General features: G+C 49.0%; 17 protein-coding genes, 2 tRNA genes and 1 other RNA gene. 14 read left to right on the top strand and 6 right to left on the bottom strand.

What is annotated here, in order from left to right:
- Positions 1-164 precede the first annotated feature (164 nt).
- Positions 165-1,352 carry a pyridoxal phosphate-dependent aminotransferase gene (locus AMF_RS06970; protein ID WP_037348537.1) on the bottom strand — a complete coding sequence of 396 codons (1,188 nt, stop codon included), beginning with the start codon at positions 1,350-1,352 and terminating at the stop codon, positions 165-167.
- A gap of 333 nt (positions 1,353-1,685) precedes the next feature.
- On the opposite strand from AMF_RS06970, the gene AMF_RS06965 reads away from it, so the two are divergent.
- Both AMF_RS06965 and trxB read left to right on the top strand, forming a co-directional pair.
- Positions 1,686-2,294, top strand: a complete 609-nt coding sequence (locus tag AMF_RS06965; RefSeq protein ID WP_010267463.1) for a peroxiredoxin — start codon at positions 1,686-1,688, stop codon at positions 2,292-2,294.
- Complete coding sequence (trxB, locus tag AMF_RS06960) at positions 2,291-3,268, top strand: thioredoxin-disulfide reductase (protein ID WP_011114307.1); 978 nt, start codon at positions 2,291-2,293, stop codon at positions 3,266-3,268. Before AMF_RS06965 ends, trxB begins: the two co-directional genes overlap by 4 nt.
- A 300-nt stretch (positions 3,269-3,568) precedes the next feature.
- Here trxB and coaD read toward each other — a convergent pair whose 3' ends face one another.
- Complete coding sequence (gene coaD, locus AMF_RS06955) at positions 3,569-4,081, bottom strand: pantetheine-phosphate adenylyltransferase (protein WP_010264198.1); 513 nt, start codon at positions 4,079-4,081, stop codon at positions 3,569-3,571.
- 160 nt (positions 4,082-4,241) lie between these two features.
- Here coaD and AMF_RS06950 point away from each other — a divergent pair.
- From AMF_RS06950 to AMF_RS06925, 7 genes are all read left to right on the top strand, one after another.
- Positions 4,242-4,312: transfer RNA gene (locus tag AMF_RS06950), tRNA-Phe, on the top strand.
- Positions 4,313-4,412: 100 nt separating this feature from the next.
- Positions 4,413-5,426 carry a gamma-glutamyl-gamma-aminobutyrate hydrolase family protein gene (locus AMF_RS06945; RefSeq protein WP_010267459.1) on the top strand — a complete coding sequence of 338 codons (1,014 nt, stop codon included), beginning with the start codon at positions 4,413-4,415 and terminating at the stop codon, positions 5,424-5,426.
- Positions 5,427-5,689: 263 nt separating this feature from the next.
- The gene (proS, locus tag AMF_RS06940) at positions 5,690-6,967 is read left to right on the top strand and encodes a proline--tRNA ligase (protein WP_010264191.1); all 1,278 of its coding nucleotides are present in this window, start codon (positions 5,690-5,692) and stop codon (positions 6,965-6,967) included.
- The gene (locus tag AMF_RS06935; RefSeq protein ID WP_010264187.1) at positions 6,964-7,326 is read left to right on the top strand and encodes a holo-[acyl-carrier-protein] synthase; all 363 of its coding nucleotides are present in this window, start codon (positions 6,964-6,966) and stop codon (positions 7,324-7,326) included. Before proS ends, AMF_RS06935 begins: the two co-directional genes overlap by 4 nt.
- 434 nt (positions 7,327-7,760) lie before the next feature.
- Positions 7,761-7,833, top strand: a tRNA-Asn gene (locus tag AMF_RS06930).
- Between the two features lie 70 nt (positions 7,834-7,903).
- Positions 7,904-8,237: a transfer-messenger RNA gene (ssrA, locus tag AMF_RS10235) on the top strand.
- Between the two features lie 158 nt (positions 8,238-8,395).
- Positions 8,396-8,872 (top strand): ClpXP protease specificity-enhancing factor SspB, encoded by a 477-nt coding sequence (locus AMF_RS06925; protein ID WP_010264180.1) that lies wholly within the window; start codon positions 8,396-8,398, stop codon positions 8,870-8,872.
- 223 nt (positions 8,873-9,095) lie between these two features.
- Here the strand turns inward: AMF_RS06925 and topA are convergent, their stop codons facing one another.
- The 3 genes from topA to AMF_RS06910 form a co-directional block, all read right to left on the bottom strand.
- Positions 9,096-11,534, bottom strand: coding sequence for a type I DNA topoisomerase (gene topA / locus AMF_RS06920; RefSeq protein WP_010264176.1), 2,439 nt, complete (start codon positions 11,532-11,534; stop codon positions 9,096-9,098).
- 127 nt (positions 11,535-11,661) lie between these two features.
- On the bottom strand, positions 11,662-13,059 hold the full coding sequence (locus AMF_RS06915) for an NAD(P)H-hydrate dehydratase (RefSeq protein WP_010264174.1): 1,398 nt from the start codon (positions 13,057-13,059) through the stop codon (positions 11,662-11,664).
- Positions 13,060-13,273: 214 nt separating this feature from the next.
- Entirely contained in the window at positions 13,274-13,591 is a 318-nt protein-coding gene (locus AMF_RS06910) for a DUF2671 domain-containing protein (RefSeq protein WP_010264171.1), read from the bottom strand.
- 245 nt (positions 13,592-13,836) lie between these two features.
- On the opposite strand from AMF_RS06910, the gene AMF_RS06905 reads away from it, so the two are divergent.
- The 4 genes from AMF_RS06905 to AMF_RS06885 all read left to right on the top strand — a co-directional run bounded on the left by AMF_RS06905 (position 13,837) and on the right by AMF_RS06885 (position 18,730).
- The gene (locus tag AMF_RS06905; protein ID WP_010267453.1) at positions 13,837-14,499 is read left to right on the top strand and encodes an O-methyltransferase; all 663 of its coding nucleotides are present in this window, start codon (positions 13,837-13,839) and stop codon (positions 14,497-14,499) included.
- A gap of 498 nt (positions 14,500-14,997) precedes the next feature.
- Complete coding sequence (locus tag AMF_RS06900) at positions 14,998-17,481, top strand: response regulator (protein WP_010267450.1); 2,484 nt, start codon at positions 14,998-15,000, stop codon at positions 17,479-17,481.
- 43 nt (positions 17,482-17,524) lie between these two features.
- On the top strand, positions 17,525-17,881 hold the full coding sequence (gene cutA, locus AMF_RS06895; RefSeq protein ID WP_010264156.1) for a divalent-cation tolerance protein CutA: 357 nt from the start codon (positions 17,525-17,527) through the stop codon (positions 17,879-17,881).
- A 531-nt stretch (positions 17,882-18,412) separates the two neighbouring features.
- Complete coding sequence (locus AMF_RS06885) at positions 18,413-18,730, top strand: hypothetical protein (RefSeq protein WP_012658921.1); 318 nt, start codon at positions 18,413-18,415, stop codon at positions 18,728-18,730.
- Positions 18,731-18,854: 124 nt separating this feature from the next.
- Here AMF_RS06885 and AMF_RS06880 read toward each other — a convergent pair whose 3' ends face one another.
- Positions 18,855-19,724 carry a 4-(cytidine 5'-diphospho)-2-C-methyl-D-erythritol kinase gene (locus AMF_RS06880; protein ID WP_011114301.1) on the bottom strand — a complete coding sequence of 290 codons (870 nt, stop codon included), beginning with the start codon at positions 19,722-19,724 and terminating at the stop codon, positions 18,855-18,857.
- A 145-nt stretch (positions 19,725-19,869) separates the two neighbouring features.
- Between AMF_RS06880 and dusB the strand changes: the two genes are divergently transcribed.
- Positions 19,870-20,826: a tRNA dihydrouridine synthase DusB gene (dusB, locus tag AMF_RS06875; protein ID WP_181005425.1), complete on the top strand. Its 957-nt coding sequence runs from the start codon at positions 19,870-19,872 to the stop codon at positions 20,824-20,826.
- Positions 20,827-21,071: the final 245 nt, after the last annotated feature.

Genomic DNA, 21,071 nt, shown 5'->3' with positions numbered 1-21,071 from the left:
TCCGGTAGAGTTGCCGTGTGTCTGTAAGCAATGCTGTGTCTCAACCTTGCCAGGAGACTAAAAACCGTGACTGTCACGCTAACAGGTTGCTGCACTGAGCGATTTCATGATAAGAAGGGCGCAATCCGCGACGGTTGCTGCTACACATCTCAGTCACAAACACATTACAGCAACGCGGCACAAGCAGATACTATTCTGTCACAAGCTCGGGATAATTCATCGTCCGCGAGTGCGTATGAAATCCTGAAAAAATCCGGTGCACCAAACGCTACGCCCGGCACAACGGCAACTTTATGCTGGAGCAAATACTTTGCAAAATCCGTACCATTGGCGATTACAAAGCCCTCAGCCCTTTTACCAACCGCCCCCTTGCATGACACGAAAACGTAAAATGCCCCGTGTGGAAGCTGCGCTTTCAATATTTTAGAATCTTCCACAGCCTTCATGACCATGTCCCGCCTTTTAGAAAATATTTTGCATCTATGGTCCAAAAAACCACTGTCGCCTGATAGAGCAGTGACCGCAGCAACTTGGGCTATCGAATTCGCAGTCGTCGTACTTTGAGATTGTATCGTAGACATTGCCTTGATCACGCGCGCATCGCCCGCTATATACCCTATCCGCCATCCAGTCATCGCGTGCGATTTTGAAACCCCGTTCACGATGACCACTCGATCATACAGGGCACTCTCAACCTGCAAAATATTTACAAACTCAACGTCATAGACAAGTTTGGCGTATATATCATCCGTCATGACATAAACCGTGGGATGCTTCAACAGCACATCAGCAATGGCGCGTAGATCATCCCTGGAGTAAACAACACCCGTAGGATTCGACGGCGAGTTAATTATTAGCCACTTGGTTCTCGGCGTTATAGCCCGCTCGAGGAGGTCAGCGGTAAGCTTGAACTCTTCCCCGCAGTCTACCACCACGGGTTTCCCACCCGATATACTAACTATGTCAGTATACGACACCCAATACGGCGCGGGTATTATAACCTCGTCACCCGGATCCAACGTGGCCATGAACAAATTGTAGATGCACTGCTTAGCCCCAGAACCTATTAACACCTGATCTGTAGAATACGCGAGGCCATAGTCTGACTGAATACTCAGTACAACCGCCTCTTTCAGCTCGGGTATACCATCTACCGGCGCGTATTTGGTCTTGCCGGCATGTATTGCGGCAATTGCCGCCTCTTTTACGTGATCTGGAGTGTCAAAATCCGGCTCCCCAGCGCCTAGAGATATTACATCCACCCCCTGAGACCTAAGCTCCGCAGCAAGCCTACTAACCTCTAGAGTGGGAGAAGGTTGTACAGATTTGAGCCTCTCGCTGATTAGAAACATACGCTCCCCAAACACACACGCAGACTGCCTTGACGCCGATGGAACCCCCATTGGAGCCCAAAAGCGGACCCACAGCGGCATAAAAGGCCTGCCATTATTGCAGCAATACGTGTGTGCTGCAAGGTTTTAGCATGAATGCAAAACTTGCCCCACAGCCCAACTGACAGGAACCACATATCATGACGTACGGAAAGTATGTGTGGGTCCCAACTATCGCGCAACCACGGCTCTGCAAAGCCGTTGTTTATGGTGCATACAATTGCTAAAAACTCGTTGTTGGGCACACGGTATTTGTAGTATGATCCCACAAGGTTGTTTTTGCAGAGAATTTTTATGAGTTTAGTAACAAAAGAGGCTATAGACTTCGCTGCCAAGGCGGTTATGTCCGATGGTAAGGTGTGCGACTTAAACCTGAGCAAGCATATCGCTGGTAAGTGCGCAGTGCTCTTCTTTTATCCCCGAGATTTCACTTTTGTATGCCCTACCGAGATATTGTCTCTGCACAGTAGAGTGCCTAAGTTCACTGCACGTAACGTTGAGGTTATAGGAATAAGTACAGATTCCGAATTCGCACATAGTCACTGGCGCAACACCCCCGTAGAGCAAGGCGGAATAGGTATGGTCAGTTTCCCCTTGGTAGCCGACGATTCGCATACCATATCGGAAAGTTACGGGGTGCTATACGGCGGAAAAGTTGCCTTAAGGGCGACCGTAATAATTGATGAGGATTTTATAGTCCGCCATCACTCAGTGAATGACCTACCGATAGGAAGAAATATCGATGAAGTGCTAAGAATTATAGATGCAATAGCCCATCACAAAAAGCATGGGGAAGTGTGCCCAGCAGGGTGGACCGAGGGAAAGGTGGCCATGGAAGCAACTCAGCACGGTGTTGAGCACTATTTGCAGTCTTACGCAGACAGCCTGGGCCCTCAGGAATGACGGAACCACAGCAGCAAGCTAAGGCCCCTGTAAAGGTGTTGGTAATGGGCTCCGGAGCGGCAGGGTGTACTGCCGCAATCTACGCCGGGAGAGCAAATTTGGAGCCCCTCCTAGTAACTGGAATGCAACCTGGAGGCCAACTGACGATCACAACTGATGTTGAAAATTATCCGGGGTTCTCTCTGGTACAGGGCCCAGAACTCATGGAACATATGAAGCAGCAAGCACTGCATTGCGGCGCTACTGAAATAATGGATGAGATAACTCAAATAGACGCGAATGTGTACCCTTTCAAGTGCACTAGTATGTTTGGGGAAGAGTATTACGCGTATAGCATAATCGTCGCGACCGGGGCACAGGCTAAGTGGCTCGGAATGGATAGTGAGCAATTTTTTATGGGAAAGGGCGTATCTGCCTGCGCCACCTGTGATGGCTCGTTTTTTAAGGGAGAGGTAGTGGCGGTAATAGGTGGGGGAAACACAGCGGTCGAGGAGGCAATTTATTTAACACGGAGCGCAAGTAAGGTGTTTCTGGTTCACAGGAGAGACAAGTTGCGTGCAGAGGCTGTTATGCAGAACAGATTGTTTGAGAATAGCAAAATTGAGGTTGTGTGGAACAGCGTGGTAAAGGAAATACTTGGTGACAAAGAAAACAAGAAAGTGGGCGCACTGTTGTTAGAATCCACACTAGACGGAAGCACAAGAACCCTAGAGACCGCGGGCGTGTTCATAGCGATAGGTCACAAGCCAAACACTCAGGTACTGGCCGATATGCCAGGGCGCCATGTAGAGCTAGATCCAGATGGTTATGTCATCACCTCTCCTGACAGCACTGCGACAAGCTGCCCAGGGATATTTGCGGCCGGGGACGTGCGCGACAAAGTATATCGCCAGGCTGTAGTGGCCGCGGGTACGGGGTGCATGGCGGCGCTAGACGCGGAGAAATTCCTGTCCGAACGCGGTATCACTTCCTAACCGGAACAAGTCCAGAGCTCACACCCGCCCGCAGTGAACACAGTTTTATGGGCACGGGGAGCTTTGGAGTAAAATTCTAGAGAGAAATTCCTGTCTGAACGCGGGACACTCCCGGCCGGAACGGCGTAGCAGCACCTTCATTGAGCCCGTTCTGCCAGCGGGGACAAGGGGTTTAAGTGGCACAGGGAGTTTTGGAGTAAAATTCTAGAGAGAAATTCCTGTCTGAACGCGGGACACTCCCGGCCGGAACGGCGTAGCAGCACCTTCATTGAGCCCGTTCTGCCAGCGGGGACAAGGGGTTTAAGTGGCACAGGGAGTTTTGGAGTAAAATTCTAAAAGGTATTTCTTCACGTTTTCCGGCACAAACATGCTTACATCCCCATTAAGACGAGCGACCTCCTTAACAAAACTTGAGGAAATAAACTGAGTATCTTTCGCGGCAGGCAAAAATACAGTCTCTACCCCAGGAACAAGTTTGTAATTTATCCAACTCATTTGAAACTCGTAATCAAAGTCAGACACTGCTCTTAACCCGCGAATGATGACCTGGGCACCCCTACTTTGAGCAAAGTAGGTCAGCAATCCATCGAAGACTTCAACCTTTGCACTAATTCCAAGAGCCTGCATCTCACGCCCTATCATGGCCGCACGCATGTCTGCAGAGAATATGGTTTCCTTTACCACACTTTTTGCAACAGCAATAACGAGCTCATCTACCAGGTTGCTGGCCCTTTTAATTATATCGATATGCCCAAATGTTATGGGATCGAAAGTCCCAGGATATATGCCTAGCCTTATTGCCACAACTTCCACGAAACATAGGCGACCGAGGGGATTATATCTGACTCAGGCAGAAATTATCCACTATATTTTTGAAGTTTATTTTCCTTGAACGTTAACTATTAACACATATAATGGCATGGTTAGGAGCGGGCTACGTACTGTCCACAATGCGTTGCTTGCAGCATTGTCTGGCTTGGTAGCTCAGTGGTAGAGCGGAGGACTGAAAATCCTTGCGCGCTGGTTCAATTCCAGCCCAGGCCACGCTCCGCCTGTTCTCCGTTCTCTGCCTTAGTGTTTTTGTTGCATTGGAGTACTATTGGGAGAGAGAATGTCCAGCCGTTGTCATACTATTACTGTTTCGATGCTTGTTAGGATTGTGTTCTGTGCGTTGCTGTGCTGCGCCGCAACGCTGCCAATTTCACCGCTTCCTGCCGCTACATCGGGAAGTGAAGGCAAAGTAGCAGTAGGGTTCTTGCAAACCGAAAAGGAAACTTACCCAGAAGAACTCACTTTCTCTCACAACATCGCTGAAATGTTCACAAAAATGGGGGCGCGCGTTGTGCGCGTGGATTATAACACGATCGTGGACTTTGCGCGCATCAGAGAAGCATCCCTCAAGGAAGCCGCAGGAGATATGTCGAAGGTTCGTGGGCTAGAGGCAGGCAAGATAAAGCGTGAGGTCGCAGATTTTCTGAAAAAGGAGGGGATTTCGCGAGTGTTTATACCTGGCAACTTCTACAACCTGGACGCGGAACCTTACCCCCCTACCCCTAATCGGCAGCTAGTCACCGCCGCAATTGCTGAGATAGTGCGTGAAAATTCAAACATTAGGCTCATGGCTGTGTGCGGGGGCTTGCAGGGCATCGTACATGCGATGGGTATCAAGGTTGTAAGGGTGTGGCACCTGATACACAAAGACCAGGCGGCGTCTCATGCCGTATCTGGGGATGACCCACATAGTAGCGGCGCTGCCCTACATAAGTTGCGGGTGGCACCCGGCAGTAAGTTGGCGAGCATAGTCTCCAAGCACGCACTCCTGGACGGAGACGGCTGGCCCTATCTGTTTTTCCCAGACTTGCATGGTGGGGTAGTAAGTAATGACCAGGAAAACATTCAGAAGCTAGAATCCCTGGGCTATAGGATAGTTGGGTATTCTGACGATGGTATTATAGAAGCCTTGGAGGATATGCATGGCAACATACTATTTCAAGATCATCCCGAGGCGCTTGCGATATATGCTCTCGACAACAATTTAGCTTCACCGCCCCCCCATGGCAACGGCATAGAGGGCTCTGAAGTCCGTACTTATGACTACGAAAGATACAGGTCTGCTATGGCTGCATTGCTGATAATGGAAGACTTTTTGCGCAACTAGAAGATGGCGAAGCACCCGCGCTGCGGCACGGCATGCATGGGTGTGCGTAAGCCGTTGCGGGGCTTGTGTACGCGCATTGAGGGCAACTAGCGCAGTTCGCGTGCGTGACAAGCCCGTCACAAATAGCGTAGCCACAAGCATGAGCGTGCATGTGCTGCCCAAATAACGCCTATGGAAGGGTGTTAGCAGCTGGCGACCAGCCTTAATTTTCTTGACTGTAGCATCTGTATATGGTACTGGGAGCAAGTTAGCTGGTATGAATTATGCGCCTTTCTGAGTGCTACGTGCCGACTATGAAGGACGTGTCGTCGGATGTCGTAGTTGCTTCTCACAAATATTCGCTACGAGCCGGTTTAGTTAGGCAGAACGCCTCAGGCCTATATACGTGGCTACCTCTTGGGCTCAAGGTCTTAAGGACGATAGAGCACATTGTACGGGAGGAAATGGATTCAAGCGGCTTTTTGGAAATCCTCATGCCGTCTGTGCAGCCCGCAGATCTGTGGCGTGAGTCACTGCGTTACGATTCTTACGGGCCAGAGATGCTTCGCATGCAAGATCGCAGCGGTAGAGAGATGGTATTCGGCCCCACGCACGAGGAAGCCATCTCCGACGTAGTGCGTTCATCGCTGAAAAGTTATCGCGATCTGCCAATTAATCTATACCAAATACAGTGGAAATTTCGTGACGAGTTGCGTCCCCGACATGGCATTATGCGCGGAAGGGAATTCCTGATGAAAGACGCCTACAGCTTTGACGTTGATTTTGAAGGCGCAATGAGGTCATACGAAAACGTGTTTTCGGCATATTTTAGGATTTTCAGGCGCCTTGGACTAGTACCCATCGCAGCAAAGGCTGATAGCGGGGCCATTGGGGGCAGCATCAGCCACGAATTTCACGTGCTCGTACCTACCGGCGAGAGTACTGTGTATCATGATAAAAAAGCCTTGGACCTCTCCAAAAATGATTACTGCACTACCGAGGAGATTGCAAGCGTGTATGCCGCAACAGAAGATGCGCACGATCCGCAAAATTGTGGGGTGGACCCGAACGATTTGCAAGTTTCTAAAGGCATAGAGGTCGCCCACGTTTTTTACCTTGGAGATAGGTATTCTGCCCCTATGAACGTGAAATTTCACGACAAAAATGGAAATAGCGCTCACGCTCTGATGGGATGCTATGGAATAGGAATATCCAGGCTCGTGGCAGCGATTATTGAAGTATTCCATGATGATGTAGGCATAAGATGGCCAGAATCTATAGCCCCTTTCAAAGTGGGAATAGTGAACTTGCTGACCACAAATGAGGATTGCAAAACAACCGCGGAGACCATATATGCCGCCCTTGCTGATAGCTCGTTGTACGATGATAGCACAGACAGCCCCGGAGTGAAGCTCGCAAGGATGGACCTATTGGGGATGCCTTGGCAGGTTATTATTGGCAATTCTTTCGTGAAGGACAAAGTGGTGGAATTGAAAAATCGCGCCAACGGAGCAACGGAAAAGTGTACTGTTGACGCTTTGATTGCAAGGATGCAGGCGTGATAGTAGGCATAGGAGTGGATTTGGTATCTGTAAGAAGGATGCAGCAACTACTGGAAAGGTTCGGCAACAGATTTACTACCAGGGCATTTTCCGAAGTCGAAATACGTGATTCCCTGCAGTACAAAAATGCACACGCTGTGGCCAGGCATTTCGCCAAAAGATTTGCAGCGAAAGAAGCCTACGTAAAGGCAGTTGGGCTTGGGTTCGGACGTGGAATAGAAATGCGGGGCGTATCCGTATTCAATGATGCTTTGGGAAAGCCGCGGATTGCTGTAAGTGGCGATGTCGGACACAATGTAGAGCTTTCGCTGAGCGACGATGGCGAGTACGCCATAGCCTTTGTTGTTTTGCACGTATAAAGCCAGGAATTGGCTACGCGCCAATGATGACGCCTATCCGGCAGTAAAGAGAATGCGGCTTTGCAATCGAGAACACGTGCACAGGAGGAGCTGCCTTGTTGGCTCTTAGCTATGCAGATGGGCGCGCGGCTGCCTCACTATAGGCTAAAACTCATTCACAAGTAATGTCCGTGCCGTTGGCGCGCTTCTTAGCGTGGGGTCTTGCTAACGTATCTATTCCACATACTCCGCATTCAGTAGTGTACGATTGCAAATTTTAGCATGAGCATCCATATCTATCAGGCACACTTTCACCCTTACGGTGTTGTGGGACGGCGCGTATACGAACTCCCGTGATTACCATGTTGAAGTAATGGAAAATGTGCGGCGCACAGCGTAAGTTTTTGTTGCACACCAGAGGGGACAAAATGTATTATGGTCCCGCTTCACATTGTTCCCTGGTAGCTCAGTGGCAGAGCAGCTGGCTGTTAACCAGTGTGTCGTTGGTTCGAATCCAACCCCGGGGAGCTTGTGCACGTGTTGAGTTTGGGAGGTTTCTGTAATTCGCGGTACCATCCCCTCTTGCGTTTCGCAGCATGTGCTTGACTTCCGCGCCCATTGGTAATACAATCTGCCCGTGGTTTCACTATGGCAATAAAGGCCTCTTGGAATAGGCGTTTTGGACCCGAGGGCAGTGCTCGGCATCTCCACTGTTGCTTTGTATGGGGATGAAACAGGATAGACAGACGCAATAAAGAGGACGGCGTTTGCTCGGTGGGAATTCCAGCCGTATAAGTGGGTCATTTTTATAAGTGCAAACGATGATTTCGTTGCCGCTAATGATAACATGGAAACAGCTTTCGTAGCTGCTGCCTAGTTTTTGTCTTTAGCGCGGTTTTGGGGGCTTACCGGGCAACAGAAAAGCCCCCGCCAATTGCGCATGTGCAACAACTCTTGGGCGGAGGTGTGTTTACATGCTACACCTAGCTAATCTCCGTCTTGTTTTCTGGCACGATTGTGGTATCCTGCTGCTCGGCAGGCAGCGCTTTGTTTGGCTGGCTGCACGGGTGCTTTCTGGTGCGAGGTTTCAATGAGTGATCTAGTAGATTATCGGAGACTGGTTTACGCTGCGATGTGCAGCGTAGTAAGAGAGGCACTGGACTTTGTGTCCAAACTACCCTCTACTGGAGAGGTGCACGTTACCATTTCGTTCCTCACTGGGTGCAGCGGGGTTGTACTGCCCGACTACTTGAGGGCACAATATCCAGAGAATATGACGATTGTTCTTCAATATCAATTCCGCGAGTTATGCGTAAGCGATAATTATTTCAGAGTCATCTTAAGTTTCAAGGGCAAGGAAGAGTGCATCACGGTGCCTTTTAGGGCTGTGGTAAAATACGTCGACATGTTAGCCAATTTTTCTCTAGACTTAGAGCAGTACGGCAACCTCGAGTTCGGCATGGATGGCGATTCTGATAACGACGACATTGCCGAGTGTCCACCTACGGATACTGCACATACGGTGCGGGACAACATAATTTTCATAGATAAATTTCTTAAACACTAAGCGTCCGGCACTGGTGTTCGGCTGACCTGAATCGTCTGGAGCCCGAGACAGCGGAATGGATGAGCGCCGTACGCGGGCCGATGCAGAGCTCTTTTGGGACATTTTCTTCATGCACCTCCAGACCCGGAGGCCACCTTGCTCCCACAAAACAAAATAATCGCTGCATAGTCCACGTAGCGCTGTAAGCCAACGGCATACGCATTCATACACGGGACGGCGCGCTCTACGCTTTCTGATTCAGCAGAGACACGGCTTCTTCCAGTGTGATATCATCACTTTTTCCTTTGATAGCAACATTTTTGTCACCACACTTCAGGTAGAAACCATACCTCCCTTTGCATACGTATATTTCCTTGCCATTGTCGTGCAGCCCTAAAAGCCTCGATTTCTTCTGCGCTTGGCTGTTTATGACGTCAACCGCCTCTTCTAGGGTCAAATTCCAAAAGTCCTCCCTGCCCTTCACAGAAAAATATGTGCCTCCATACAGGACGTACGGACCAAACCTCCCGGTTCCGAGCTTTATATCCTGCGCAGTGTCAGGATAATTACCCAAAACTATGGGCAAGGACAGGAGTTTTTTTGCCACATCTAAAGTAATTTCCTGAATACCCTGTGGGACAGCAACACGCTTCCCTTGAGCATTATCCCCAAGTTGTAAATATTCGCCATACGGGCCATTCTTGAGAACAATTTCTTCTTGGGTTGCATCATCCAGGCCTAAAACTTTAGGAAATTCATCTCTGCAGACACCAGATTCGCCGCCTATCCCCCTGGTGTATTTGCACTCAGGATATCTATTGCAACCCAAAAACGCCTTATACTTACCGATGTTTAGCATGAGCTCACCTTCCCCACAGCCGGGGCAAGATCTATCAACTACCTCACCAGAACTGGATGAAAACGCGTACCCTTCCAGATCTTTGGTAATAGACTTCAATATTTCACTTACCTCAATACCTTTCACTGTACTTACATCGGAAATAAACTTGTGCCAAAACCGCCGCAGTACCTCTTTCCAGGCCATGTTGCCGTTTGAAATGAGGTCCAGCTCTTCCTCAAGATTAGCGGTAAAGTCATATTCTACGTAACGACTGAAAAAATTGGTCAGAAACGCGTTTACTATCCTCCCCCTCTCGCTAGGAACAAATTTCTTTTGCTCCAATTGCGTATATCCCCGCTCCTGCAAAACAGAAATAATCGCTGCGTAGGTAGATGGCCTGCCGATTCCGATTTCCTCCATCTTCTTGACTAAGCTTGCCTCACTGTACCTAGGAGGAGGCTGGGTAAAATGTTGGTTGGGGGACACTTCTACAAGATTACAAGCCTCCCCCACCTTGAGTTGCGGCAGCATTTTACGCTTGTCGTCGTCATCGGTACCATATACCTTCTGGTACCCATCAAAACCCAGGCTGGAACCGACAGCATGTAGAACCACGGAGCCATCCTTTGACTGGATATCTACAATAACCTGATCAATCACCGCAGACTCCATCTGGCTGGCCATGGTCCTCCTCCATATAAGGTCATACAGCTTCAGTTGGTCATCACTAAGATACTTTGCCAAACTGTCAGGAGTCATAGTAATATCAGTGGGGCGTATAGCCTCGTGGGCTTCCTGGGCATTTTTTACCTTCTTCACATACTGCCGCGGGGACTTTGTGAGATATTTATCACCAAATTGCATCTTAATTGTGTCACGAATGTAAGATATCGCTTCAGTGGAAATATAAAATCCATCGGTACGCATGTATGTTATCAACCCGACAGTCTCCCCCCCAATATCCACGCCCTCATACAGCTTTTGGGCAACCATCATGGTGTTTTTTGCCGAAAAGCCAAGCTTAGTAGAGGCCTCCTGCTGCAAGCTAGATGTGATAAACGGGGGATAAGGATTGCGCTTGGTCTGTTTTGCCTCCACAGAAGCGACATGATACGTGCCATTTCGCACATGTTCAGCTATGGCATTAGCGCTGTCAGCGTCGGGTATGGCAAATTTATCCAGCTTTTCCCCATTGTAGTGCTTTAATGTTGCAGTGAGCTTCTCGCCGCTATTATTTTTCAGCAGTACTTCAATATCCCAGTACTCCTTAGAATCAAACTGCTCTATTTCGTGCTCTCGCTCGCAAATCAGCCTCAGCGCCACTGACTGAACTCTGCCGGCCGACTTACTACCGGGAAGCTTCCTCCACAGCAAAGGGGAAAGAGTAAAGCCCACCAGGTAGTCCAAGACTCTACGAGCCTGTTGTGCGTGAACCAAATCCATGTTGATGCTCCGGCAATCATTTATGGCCGCATTAACCGCCCTTTTGGTCACTTCATTGAAGACCATCCTGTTGACCGCAACATCTTCACCAATTGCGCTGCGTTCGCGCAATACTTCAACTATGTGCCAAGCTATAGCCTCACCTTCGCGATCGGGGTCCGTAGCCAGATATATGCCGCTCTTCTCCGAGCTTACGGTTTTGACGATCTTATCTATGTACTTTTCCGACTTGGGAATAATTTCGTAAATCATACGAAAGTCATCATCGGGATCCACAGAGCCACTCTTTGCTGGGAAGTCCCTAACGTGGCCAAAAGAAGCTACTACCTTGTACTTTCCCCCTAAATACTTGGAAATAGTCTTCGCCTTAGAAGGAGATTCTACAATAACCACGCCCATCACTAAACCTACATGAGAAAACCGCCCCTAGCAGAAGCTAGCAACCTAATATTATAAAATAAAGTCCTTGGAAAGGATTTTCGACACGTAGACTACAGGTGAGGTATCAACCGCTAACCCGCAAAACCTAAGCTGCCCCATTGACAAGAAGATTAAGTTCCCTGGGAATCTGCTGTATTATGTCATCAGCGATAAGCCCGATCCCGTACCTCTTCCCGCATTCACCGTGTATCCACACGCCGCAGCACGCTGCAGCAAATTCTGGCATCCCCGCGGCGATAAGTCCAGTAATAATGCCTGCAAGCACGTCACCACTCCCAATAGTAGCCAAAGAGCTGGGCGCGTTGTTGTTTACAACCACGCTTCCGTCTGGCTGAGCAATTACGGTATCATGCCCCTTAAGCACGATTATTGCCCCAGATATTCGCGCGGCATCTCTAGCCCTCTCGACAACGCTTCCTTTCAAACTTGGAAATACTCGCTTAAACTCCCCTTCGTGAGGGGTCATCACAACATTCCCTCCGGCAATACGCGATAGTAGCATGTTAGGATCACTCTGAAAAACAGATATGCCCCCAGCATCTAGTACGCACTTTCTGCCAGAGTTAAGCGCAACAAGCACCTTGTACCTCAAGGCATCATCAAGAACGTCGCCACCCGGCCCGATCAATAACGTTGTGACCCTAGAATCACTAAGCACTTCCTCATATGGCTTATACATCACTGCAGTCAGAGCACTGGCATACAGACAAATCTCCTCATCAGCACAGGCAACAGCAACCGCACCGGACCCTATCCTTAAAGCCGCCAGAGCCGCCAGTTTTACCGCCCCAACAGACCGCACCCCCACAGAGCATACAGCCGCGTATCCCCTATTGTACTTGTGTGATTTATAATCCGGCCTAGGAATTAGCGCCCTCCACAAATCCGGAGTATTACGAAAGGCCTGAGCTCCATTAACCTCCAACCCTATGTCCTTAATGCGTACCTCACCCGCGTGGTACCGACCCGGGGAAATGACGTGCCCAAACTTCAAGCAAGAAAACGTAACTGTAAGATCAGACCTGATCGCGGCCCCCATCACTTCCCCCGTATCGCTATTTATGCCGCTCGGCATATCCACGGCAACGACGTATTTACCGCTTGAATTTATTTTTGACACAATCTTTTGCAAACCCTCATCCATAGGACGAGAAAGCCCTATACCAAAAATAGCATCTATGATCACGTCTTCGTGTATAGAGAAGCCTTCTGGAGTCAACGCAGGTAAACCCTCACTCCTAGCTCCCCCGCGATAGCTGAGCACTCTAACCGGCCACCCGCTTTTTTCAAGCAAACCCGCAACCACTGCTCCATCTTTGCCGTTATTGCCCGGTCCACACAAAACCAGAACCGGTCTTTTGGGAAAATACCTAACTACCTCCTCAACCACGGCGGCCCCAGCCCTGAGAATCAATTCCTCAACAGGCACGGCAGAACCTTGCTCAAAAACCCTGAATTGCGCCACCGAGAGTATCAAAGACATCACACAACTCATAAAGAAGCAGGAGAGCTATACAGCAGAACGCGCGCGTACGCAACCCCTGTCCAAATTACAGAAACCTAGAACCGGACCGCGTGCCGCAAATTATTATTGAAGGGCCGCGGCACAGCCACTAACCACGCGCAGCCCCACCGCTCTGTAACTCGGGGCGCCGCGCAGACGCTCAGGCCAACTCCAGGCTAGCGCTCAGGCAAGGTTAAGCGTACTCGTCCTCATCAGACTGCACAGTGCTACTGGCCTCACTAGGGACATCTCTGGTAACACTGCTCCTCTTTCTAGATACCGCAGCAGACATAGACCCGGCCTTGACGCGCTCAAAATCCCTACGTCTCTTGTGCCAACCGTAAGTGTACATCACCATCTTGTTCTCGATGAGCACTATAGCCCCGTCTGGATACACAACCATATCCATGCCCCGCTTCTGGGCCTCAATAAACTTCTCCCTATACCTTTCTCTATAAGCAGGATCATCAAAGGCTGACATCCCATCACTACCAGCATCGGCCCTAGACATCACACACCCTCAGATATTTTACAGCTGTACAATGCGTACAAACACTCATTCGACAACACTCCTATTCAACTCGTCGCCAGCATAAACCACACGCGCCATGGTAACACAAAATAGGCTTTGACAAACATATGAATATGGACACATACCACATTTTTTTGCAGTAGTGACAATTTTATCACCCTATCTCTGTTGTTTTTTTTTAAAAGCAGTACACTGAGCCTGTTTTTTTGCGATGAGGTACTGTCATGCGTAGTGTTTTATCCAGTGCACAGCTGGAGCAATATGTCGACAGGTGTTTTGGGATTGACGATAGTGATGCGTTGTCAGTTCATGCGTCGGCACCCGAAAGGTGGGTAAAGGGACAGGTGGGATTCGTTGAGGGTCGGTTGCTGCAGTTTCTGATCCGAGTTACTGGAACCAAGTCCATAGTAGAGGTTGGAACATGCGTAGGCTTTTCAGCAATATGCATGGCGAGGGCTCTACCTCCTGAGGGACGCGTATATACCATAGAGAAGGATGAACAACACTGCGCCGCGGCGAGGCAAAACATCGCAAAATGCGGAATGGCGGACAAGATCACTGTGCTTTGCGGAGACGCGCTGCACGTACTTAAAAAAGATTTGGAGGACAAATCCCCATTCGACATGATGTTCATAGATGCGAACGAGTCCGGCTACTGTGATTATCTTGACTGGGCTGAGGTAAATGTAAGGAAAGGTGGGCTGTTGGTCGCCGATAACGTATTCCTCTATCGCACAGTGTCTGGTGATACACCCTCAGATGGAGTCCCTGCAAGTGCACACACTAGCATGCGGCGCTTCAATGAGAGACTGTCCAATAAGCAGGACTATCTCGCCTCTGTGATTCCGACTGAGGAAGGAACATTGGTTGCACTAAAGCTGAGGTAAAGTAGAGCACCTCCGTGTTGCGCACGCCTGTGCTGCTCCGAACCGGCACAGGCGTGGCAGACGTAAGTGTGCAGGGTCTTACTCCGCAGCTCTGGTCCGGCGCTAGTGGGCGGCCTTTCGGGCTTGCTACGGAGATGTACAAACGTGTGGCACAGAGTTACTTCAGGAGCCCGCGGTGGCGCGTCTGCGTCGATCCGAACCGTCATGGGTGTCACAAACTCAAGCGCGGAGTATGCCAGGAAACTACATGCCGTGTACCTGCGGCTTTGCTACAATACCACAATTGCCGCTAAAGGTTGTGGTGTACCCGCTGCAGTGGCAAGACCATAAACCTGGCTACTTAGTGCTATGTGTGTCAAACAATCTCCAGTTGGTGTGAAATCCAATTTGCCTTTGTCGCGGGTACGTATTATTGTATGGGCCCGGGAGGTTTGAATTGCGGTATGTACGCACACGTTACCATCTTCACCTCGGCGTAGTGCATGATAGGGGTTCTAGGTGAAAAAGAGATACACCGACAACGAGCAAAATAACAAGGTCGATTTTGTAGAACGAGATTATGGGATCTCAAAGATCAAAGCCGCAACGGTTGTGATCTTACCTTTGCTATGTGTTTTTAGCATATACTTATTCGGCATCGAGAACGGATACGTAAGTATGGTTTTCAACTGCTTATTCACGAGCGCAACCGTGCTAGTTATCTTGCAGAAGCTTAATCGATACCCGAAGATAATCGCCACTATAGAATATCAAAACATGATTTTTGCAAACGCGCTAAATCATGACACTGAGTTTTGTCTCATATTAAAAAGCAACGGGAACGTGGTCTACTCAGATGCAAGATTCAATGCAAGATTCAAAAATCTGGGAAGACGCCCTTTAAACCTCTTCAGCATATTAAAATTGGGCAATCTGAGCGAAGATGAAATAGCGAGATTCCTCGGCGCGTTGAAGAACAAATCACCGGTGCGCACTTACTTTTCTGTGAGTAAGAAAAATTCTGTCTCTAATTTCTCTCTAATTCTTGATCCGATCGCAGACAACCCGCAGGTAGATGTTGAGCAAGAGGCAACGTTTAGGTTGCTCTTAAACCCGCTCTCGAGGCCGCAGGACTATTTTGTCCTAAAGGCAATGAAGATCACCAAAGAAGAGGTGCACGAGAGGCTGTTGCACAGGCACAAAGTAGGGTCATACCTACTCAATCAGGAGGGAGTAATTATCTCCGCAAACGAGAATTTTTTGAGAATTTTCGAGTTAGAAGCCATAAAACGCCATACACTGTTCTCTGACTTTCTCAGTAAAAATCAGTCTGACGCCGCGGAAGACGAAGCGGTGTTTATCACATCTACCGGCACTATGTTCAAGGCTCATGTAACCCAAGAAGTGTTCTACGACAAAAGTAATAATAGTTACACATGTGGGTTGCTGACTCCCAAAAAGTTTAGCCTCACAGACTATCAGTTGAATCCGTGCTTCATTCACGCCCCAATTGCCATGGCCCAGTGTGATTTGGACGGCAAGATTATAAAATACAACAAGGCCTTCGAAGCGCTAACAGATGGGCAGAACCATGGGTACATATTTGAGCATGTTACATCCGTACATAACAAAAAGATAAAAAAATACCTGCAGGGCAGCGCGATCAATAATATGTCTATAGAGGGGCAGTTGTGCAACAAGACTTACGTGAAAATATATATGAACAAACTGGTGCACAACAACGAAATATCGGTCGTGTGTTACATCACTGATAGCGCCGATAGAAAGAGCTTGGAAACGCAGTTGGAACAATCGCAGAAATTGCAGGCGATCGGTCAATTGGCGGGAGGCATTGCGCACGATTTCAACAACATTTTGACGGCCATCATTGGGTTTTGTGACTTATTGCTCATACAGCATCCGGCAACTGACCCTTCTTTTAGGGATATAATGCAAATCAAGCAGAACGCCAATCGCGCAACCAACCTGATCAAGCAGCTTATGGCCTTCTCTAGGAAGCAGACCTTGCAACCCAAGATACTCGATATTAACAACATAGTGGCTGATCTATCACAAATGATAAAGCGCCTGATCAGCGAGGATATAGAGCTGAAGATATATTATGACAAAAACATCGGCCTGGTGAAGGTGGATCTATGCCAACTGGAGCAGGTAATAGTGAATCTGGTGGTGAATGCAAAGTCAGCAATGAATTCTGGAGGGGTGTTGACTTTGCGCACCTACAACCTACAAGTTGACGCATCCACCATACCTAAAGGCATGTTCGTCCCAGACAAAGATCAGGTGGAGCACGGAGAGTACGTAGTGCTCGAGGTTATTGATACGGGCCATGGTATGGATAAGCAAATTATCAAAAAGATTTTTGACCCATTCTTTTCAACAAAAAGCGAATCCTACGGAACCGGGCTGGGGCTATCTACAGTATATGGAATAGTAAAACAGACAGGCGGGTATGTTTACGTCCACAGCAAGGTGGGAGAGGGCACAAAATTCATGATACTCCTGCCTCGTGTGTATCTGGCTGAGGGCCAGAGGGTTGAAGAGCACTTACTATCCAGCGAGCCTCCAGAAGTGGGCCACTTAATGCTTGAAGAGGGCCAAGAGTGGGGCAACTCAGCCTCCGTCCTCTTAATAGAAGACGAAGACCCGGTGCGGGCATTCACATCCAAAGCGCTGTCGAAGAGAGGATTTCGAGTTATAGATACAAATTCAGGCAAAGCAGCCATTGAGACAGCAAAAAGCACGCACATAGATATAGTAATAAGCGATGTCGTAATGCCGGGCACCAGCGGACCTGAGACCGTTGCTGAGATATTAAAAATACAACCAAACGTCAAGGTAATGTTCGTATCAGGGTATGCAGAGGAAATCTTTCATCAGCACAAAAACATAAATCTGGATGAGATGTTTTTCTTATCAAAGCCGTTCACACTAAAACAGTTACTACAAAAAGTAAGTGAGGCTCTTGCTTGCAATAGATGAGCCAAAGGTGCACAATCCTGCTGGTTAGTTTTTTCGGCTAAGTATGGAAGACGGATTGTCTGTCGTTTATGCCACGTTCCCTGATTATGACACAGCTTACAAAATTGGCTCATCTCTCTTGCGGGACGGCGTGGTGGCGTGTGTGAACATATTCTGCAATGTCACGTCAATGTACATGTGGGACGAAGAAATGCACACAGGCGAAGAATGCGTGGCGGTCATGAAGACGGTAAAAAGCCTCGGAGAAGAAGCGATCAATAGGATCTTAGAGCAACACCCCTACGATATACCTGCACTATTTTCGGTAGATGCCGAAAGGTGCAGTCCAGCATTTTTAGAGTGGGTAGCATTGCGTACTGGTGCGGCTGTGCCCCCAGAAAAACCCATTGATAAGCCCTAGCCCCGTACAGCGCCGCTCATCAGCCCCGGATTGTTATCTCTCTTCGGCACGTGAAAGCGCGTAGATAACCTGTATAATCGCACAAAAAGCCATCGGTGCGAGGCACACCCTGCTCGGCATATGGGCTCGGGAACAGCGAAGTTCTGGAGTGCGTGGCAATGAGCTACACGAAAAAAGATAACCTGTATAATCGCACAAAAAACCGTCAGTGCGGGCACACTCTGCTCGGCATGTGGGGCTCGGGAACAGCGAAGTTCTGGAGTGCGTGGCGAGGAACTGCACAGAAAAAGACATGCATCTTCACATATACGTCATAGCTACCCCAAGTTACGGCTACAGGGGCCTTTATGCCAACACTTGCGCGCAAAAGAAACGGGATGTACAATCCGAGAGGCTGTTCTAGTTTGGAGTCGGTATGGAAGGTAACCTAATCAATGCGGAAGGTGGCTTGCAAGACGCTGGTGATGTCAACACCCAGGAAGCCCCGTCACAATATCTTACTATCATTATGTTCTAGATGCCATTTATGAAATGGGCGCGTGTGCCATTTCCGTGTTGGGGGACTATTACAACGCCATTATCAGCGCACTTTTTGCCGATCAGGAAACTTTAGGAGAAGAATCAACGCTTGGCTCAATGCAAGAGCATGAGCCGTTGTCGCCTGAGTCTACTGCGTATGCGGAAACCCGTAGTCGGCAATTTGCAGATTGGGTGTCATCCCTGGCACATCAAGCACACGAGCTTCCACCGTCAGACGTTCCTGAGCACGGTGAAGGCCCCAGCCGGGAGTTCGTAGATTGGAGATCATCTCTCGCTCAGTGGATGCGTGAGCAGTCAACTGCTGAGTAGGTATTTGACACGTGAGCCTGGTTAGGCCGGGCTCGCGGCAAAATCGGAGTTCAAGGCCGGGGTGCGTGGCCGCGTGTGAGGTCATCGCATGAGGTGTGAAGCAGCTGCGGCCGCCGGCCGGTGTTTACTGGGAGATTTCAGTCTCGTACACCCACCATTCTGGGTGCCGGCCTTTTAGGTATCTCACTCCATCGCTTGCGGCTTCGCCATCCTCAAACAGTGCAAAGCATGTGGCCCCGCTGCCGCTCATCCTGGAAAGAATGCAGCCTCCCAAAGATTGTAATTCTGCCAGGATTTTTTTCACTTCAGGTACAAGTAATATCGCAGTGTCAGTCAGATCGTTGCGAGACTGCATAACTAGGCTTAGCAAGCCGTCAGAAGCCTCTGGTGGGTTACCTATACTCTTCGAAAATTCCTTGCAAGCATAGGCGTCAAATACGCTTCTAGTGCTTAAGTATACATCATTCGGCCTCACCAATACGACGTAGTTTGGCAGCCTGGCATGTGGCAAGAGTTTTACATTCTCCCCCATTCCGCAAACAAATGCCGTTCTGGACTGTAAACACACGGGAACATCGCTCCCTACAGATGCTGCAACGCCGTTCATACCAGCTTCACTAATACCCCAATTTTTGCCAAGTAGACGTATAATAGCCGCTGCATCGGCAGAGCCACCAGCCAGCCCCGCAGACACGGGGATATTCTTGGTAACTTTAACGTATACATTCTTGGCAACACCTGGAGCACATCTCCTCACCAGATGCCCTATAGCCCTCTGCACGGTGTTATCGTGCTTGCTTATTCCTGAAAACTGCACAAATTCCACGCCCCTGTTCTTTGACCCAATTTCAATTTCGAGCGTATCATACAGCTTGATGAAGGCGAAAACAGACTCCAAAACGTGATATCCGGATGTAGACTTGCCCACTACGTGGAGAAACAGGTTTATCTTCGCCGGAGCGTTTATTTGGTACTTAGACATTACTCCCTGCACTCCTGGATGTGCCCACCTCTAGCATGGCCACAACTACAAGTCAATATTAAAATCTTAAGCACTCATCGTACGATGTTTTGTTCGGTGTTGCTACATCCATGGTTATGGTGATACCATCTAGCTCGCACAGCTCATAAAATTGCCAATGAGACAGCTTATATCTGAATGCCCAGTAATTTTGGCGCCAATGTCAGGCGTTACTGACATGCCCTTTCGGTCTATCGTCGGGGAATTCGGTGCAGGGCTTTTAGTTTCTGAAATGATCGCCAGTCGGGCTATGATAATAAAAACGCGGCAAAGTCTGCAAAAATCAGACGTTGGGGCAAACACTGCCGTACAGTTGGCTGGATGCGTGCCTGAGATTATGGCGGAAGCAGCAAAAATTAACCAAGATATGGGCGCAAGGTCGATAGATATCAATTTTGGTTGCCCGGTGAAAAAGATAGTAGACGGCCATGCCGGCTCCGCGCTTATGAAAGACGAGGAGAAAGCTGCAAAAATAATGGAGAGCGTGGTAAAGGCGGTGACCATTCCCGTGACCGTCAAGATGCGTATGGGCTGGAGTGCAACAGATTTGAACGCACCCAGGTTGGCAAAAATAGCTGAAGACGTTGGTATACAGATGGTTACAGTACACGGGAGAACCAGGACCCAGATGTTCAGCGGGACTGCAGATTGGAAGTTTATCAAGTGCGTGAAAGATTGTGTTAAGATACCAGTGATAGCAAATGGAGATATCCGCACTCTTCAAGACATAACCAGTGCGTTAAGTCTTTCCGGTGCAGACGGGGTTATGATTGGCAGAGGGGCGTACGGCAAGCCTTGGCTCATAAAACAGGCACTGCACTTTATGAAAACAGGGGAGGCATTGCCTGAGCCTTCGGCGGACGAAAAACTTAGAATAGTGCTAAAGCATTACGATAGTGCAGTAGATTACTACGGGAAGGACATAGGCGTGAAGATTCTTAGGAAGCATCTTGGATGGTATAGCGTCTCCAATGCTGGTGCCACATATTTCAGGGCGCAGATTAATACGATGAGTGACCCGGTAGCGATAAGGGAAAAGTTGTTAGAGTTCTTTGGAACCAGCGGAAATGCGTGATGTGGGGTCGCAAATTGTTGGACACTGTGCCAAATATATGGTAGGAGGGACCTCCGCTGGTGTCGTTGTTACAAGAGTATTGTGTGCTTTGTGCTCTCGCCGGAGGTGAAATGGCGCTGTGCTTGGCCTTGTGCTTTGGCTGGTGCCCTGCGTGTAGGGCGTGGCCTTCGTTTCGCTGATTAGCGGTTCTTTTGGGTGTCCCTTGCGTTTGGATTGCCCGCTGATTGTTTGGTTTTCCTTTGTGG

The organism is Anaplasma marginale str. Florida, assembly GCF_000020305.1.
Taxonomy (GTDB): domain Bacteria; phylum Pseudomonadota; class Alphaproteobacteria; order Rickettsiales; family Anaplasmataceae; genus Anaplasma; species Anaplasma marginale.
This window is presented reverse-complemented; position numbering and strand designations above follow the sequence as displayed.

Bases quoted from the DNA above. Each gene is read 5' to 3' on its own strand.
- AMF_RS06970 (WP_037348537.1), bottom strand. From the start codon at position 1,352: ATGTTTCTAATCAGCGAGAGGCTCAAATCTGTACAACCTTCTCCCACT.
- AMF_RS06965 (WP_010267463.1), top strand. From the start codon at position 1,686: ATGAGTTTAGTAACAAAAGAGGCTATAGACTTCGCTGCCAAGGCGGTT.
- trxB (WP_011114307.1), top strand. From the start codon at position 2,291: ATGACGGAACCACAGCAGCAAGCTAAGGCCCCTGTAAAGGTGTTGGTA.
- AMF_RS06945 (WP_010267459.1), top strand. From the start codon at position 4,413: ATGCTTGTTAGGATTGTGTTCTGTGCGTTGCTGTGCTGCGCCGCAACG.
- proS (WP_010264191.1), top strand. From the start codon at position 5,690: ATGCGCCTTTCTGAGTGCTACGTGCCGACTATGAAGGACGTGTCGTCG.
- AMF_RS06925 (WP_010264180.1), top strand. From the start codon at position 8,396: ATGAGTGATCTAGTAGATTATCGGAGACTGGTTTACGCTGCGATGTGC.
- topA (WP_010264176.1), bottom strand. From the start codon at position 11,534: ATGGGCGTGGTTATTGTAGAATCTCCTTCTAAGGCGAAGACTATTTCC.
- AMF_RS06915 (WP_010264174.1), bottom strand. From the start codon at position 13,059: ATGTCTTTGATACTCTCGGTGGCGCAATTCAGGGTTTTTGAGCAAGGT.
- AMF_RS06910 (WP_010264171.1), bottom strand. From the start codon at position 13,591: ATGTCTAGGGCCGATGCTGGTAGTGATGGGATGTCAGCCTTTGATGAT.
- AMF_RS06905 (WP_010267453.1), top strand. From the start codon at position 13,837: ATGCGTAGTGTTTTATCCAGTGCACAGCTGGAGCAATATGTCGACAGG.
- cutA (WP_010264156.1), top strand. From the start codon at position 17,525: ATGGAAGACGGATTGTCTGTCGTTTATGCCACGTTCCCTGATTATGAC.
- AMF_RS06885 (WP_012658921.1), top strand. From the start codon at position 18,413: ATGGGCGCGTGTGCCATTTCCGTGTTGGGGGACTATTACAACGCCATT.
- dusB (WP_181005425.1), top strand. From the start codon at position 19,870: ATGAGACAGCTTATATCTGAATGCCCAGTAATTTTGGCGCCAATGTCA.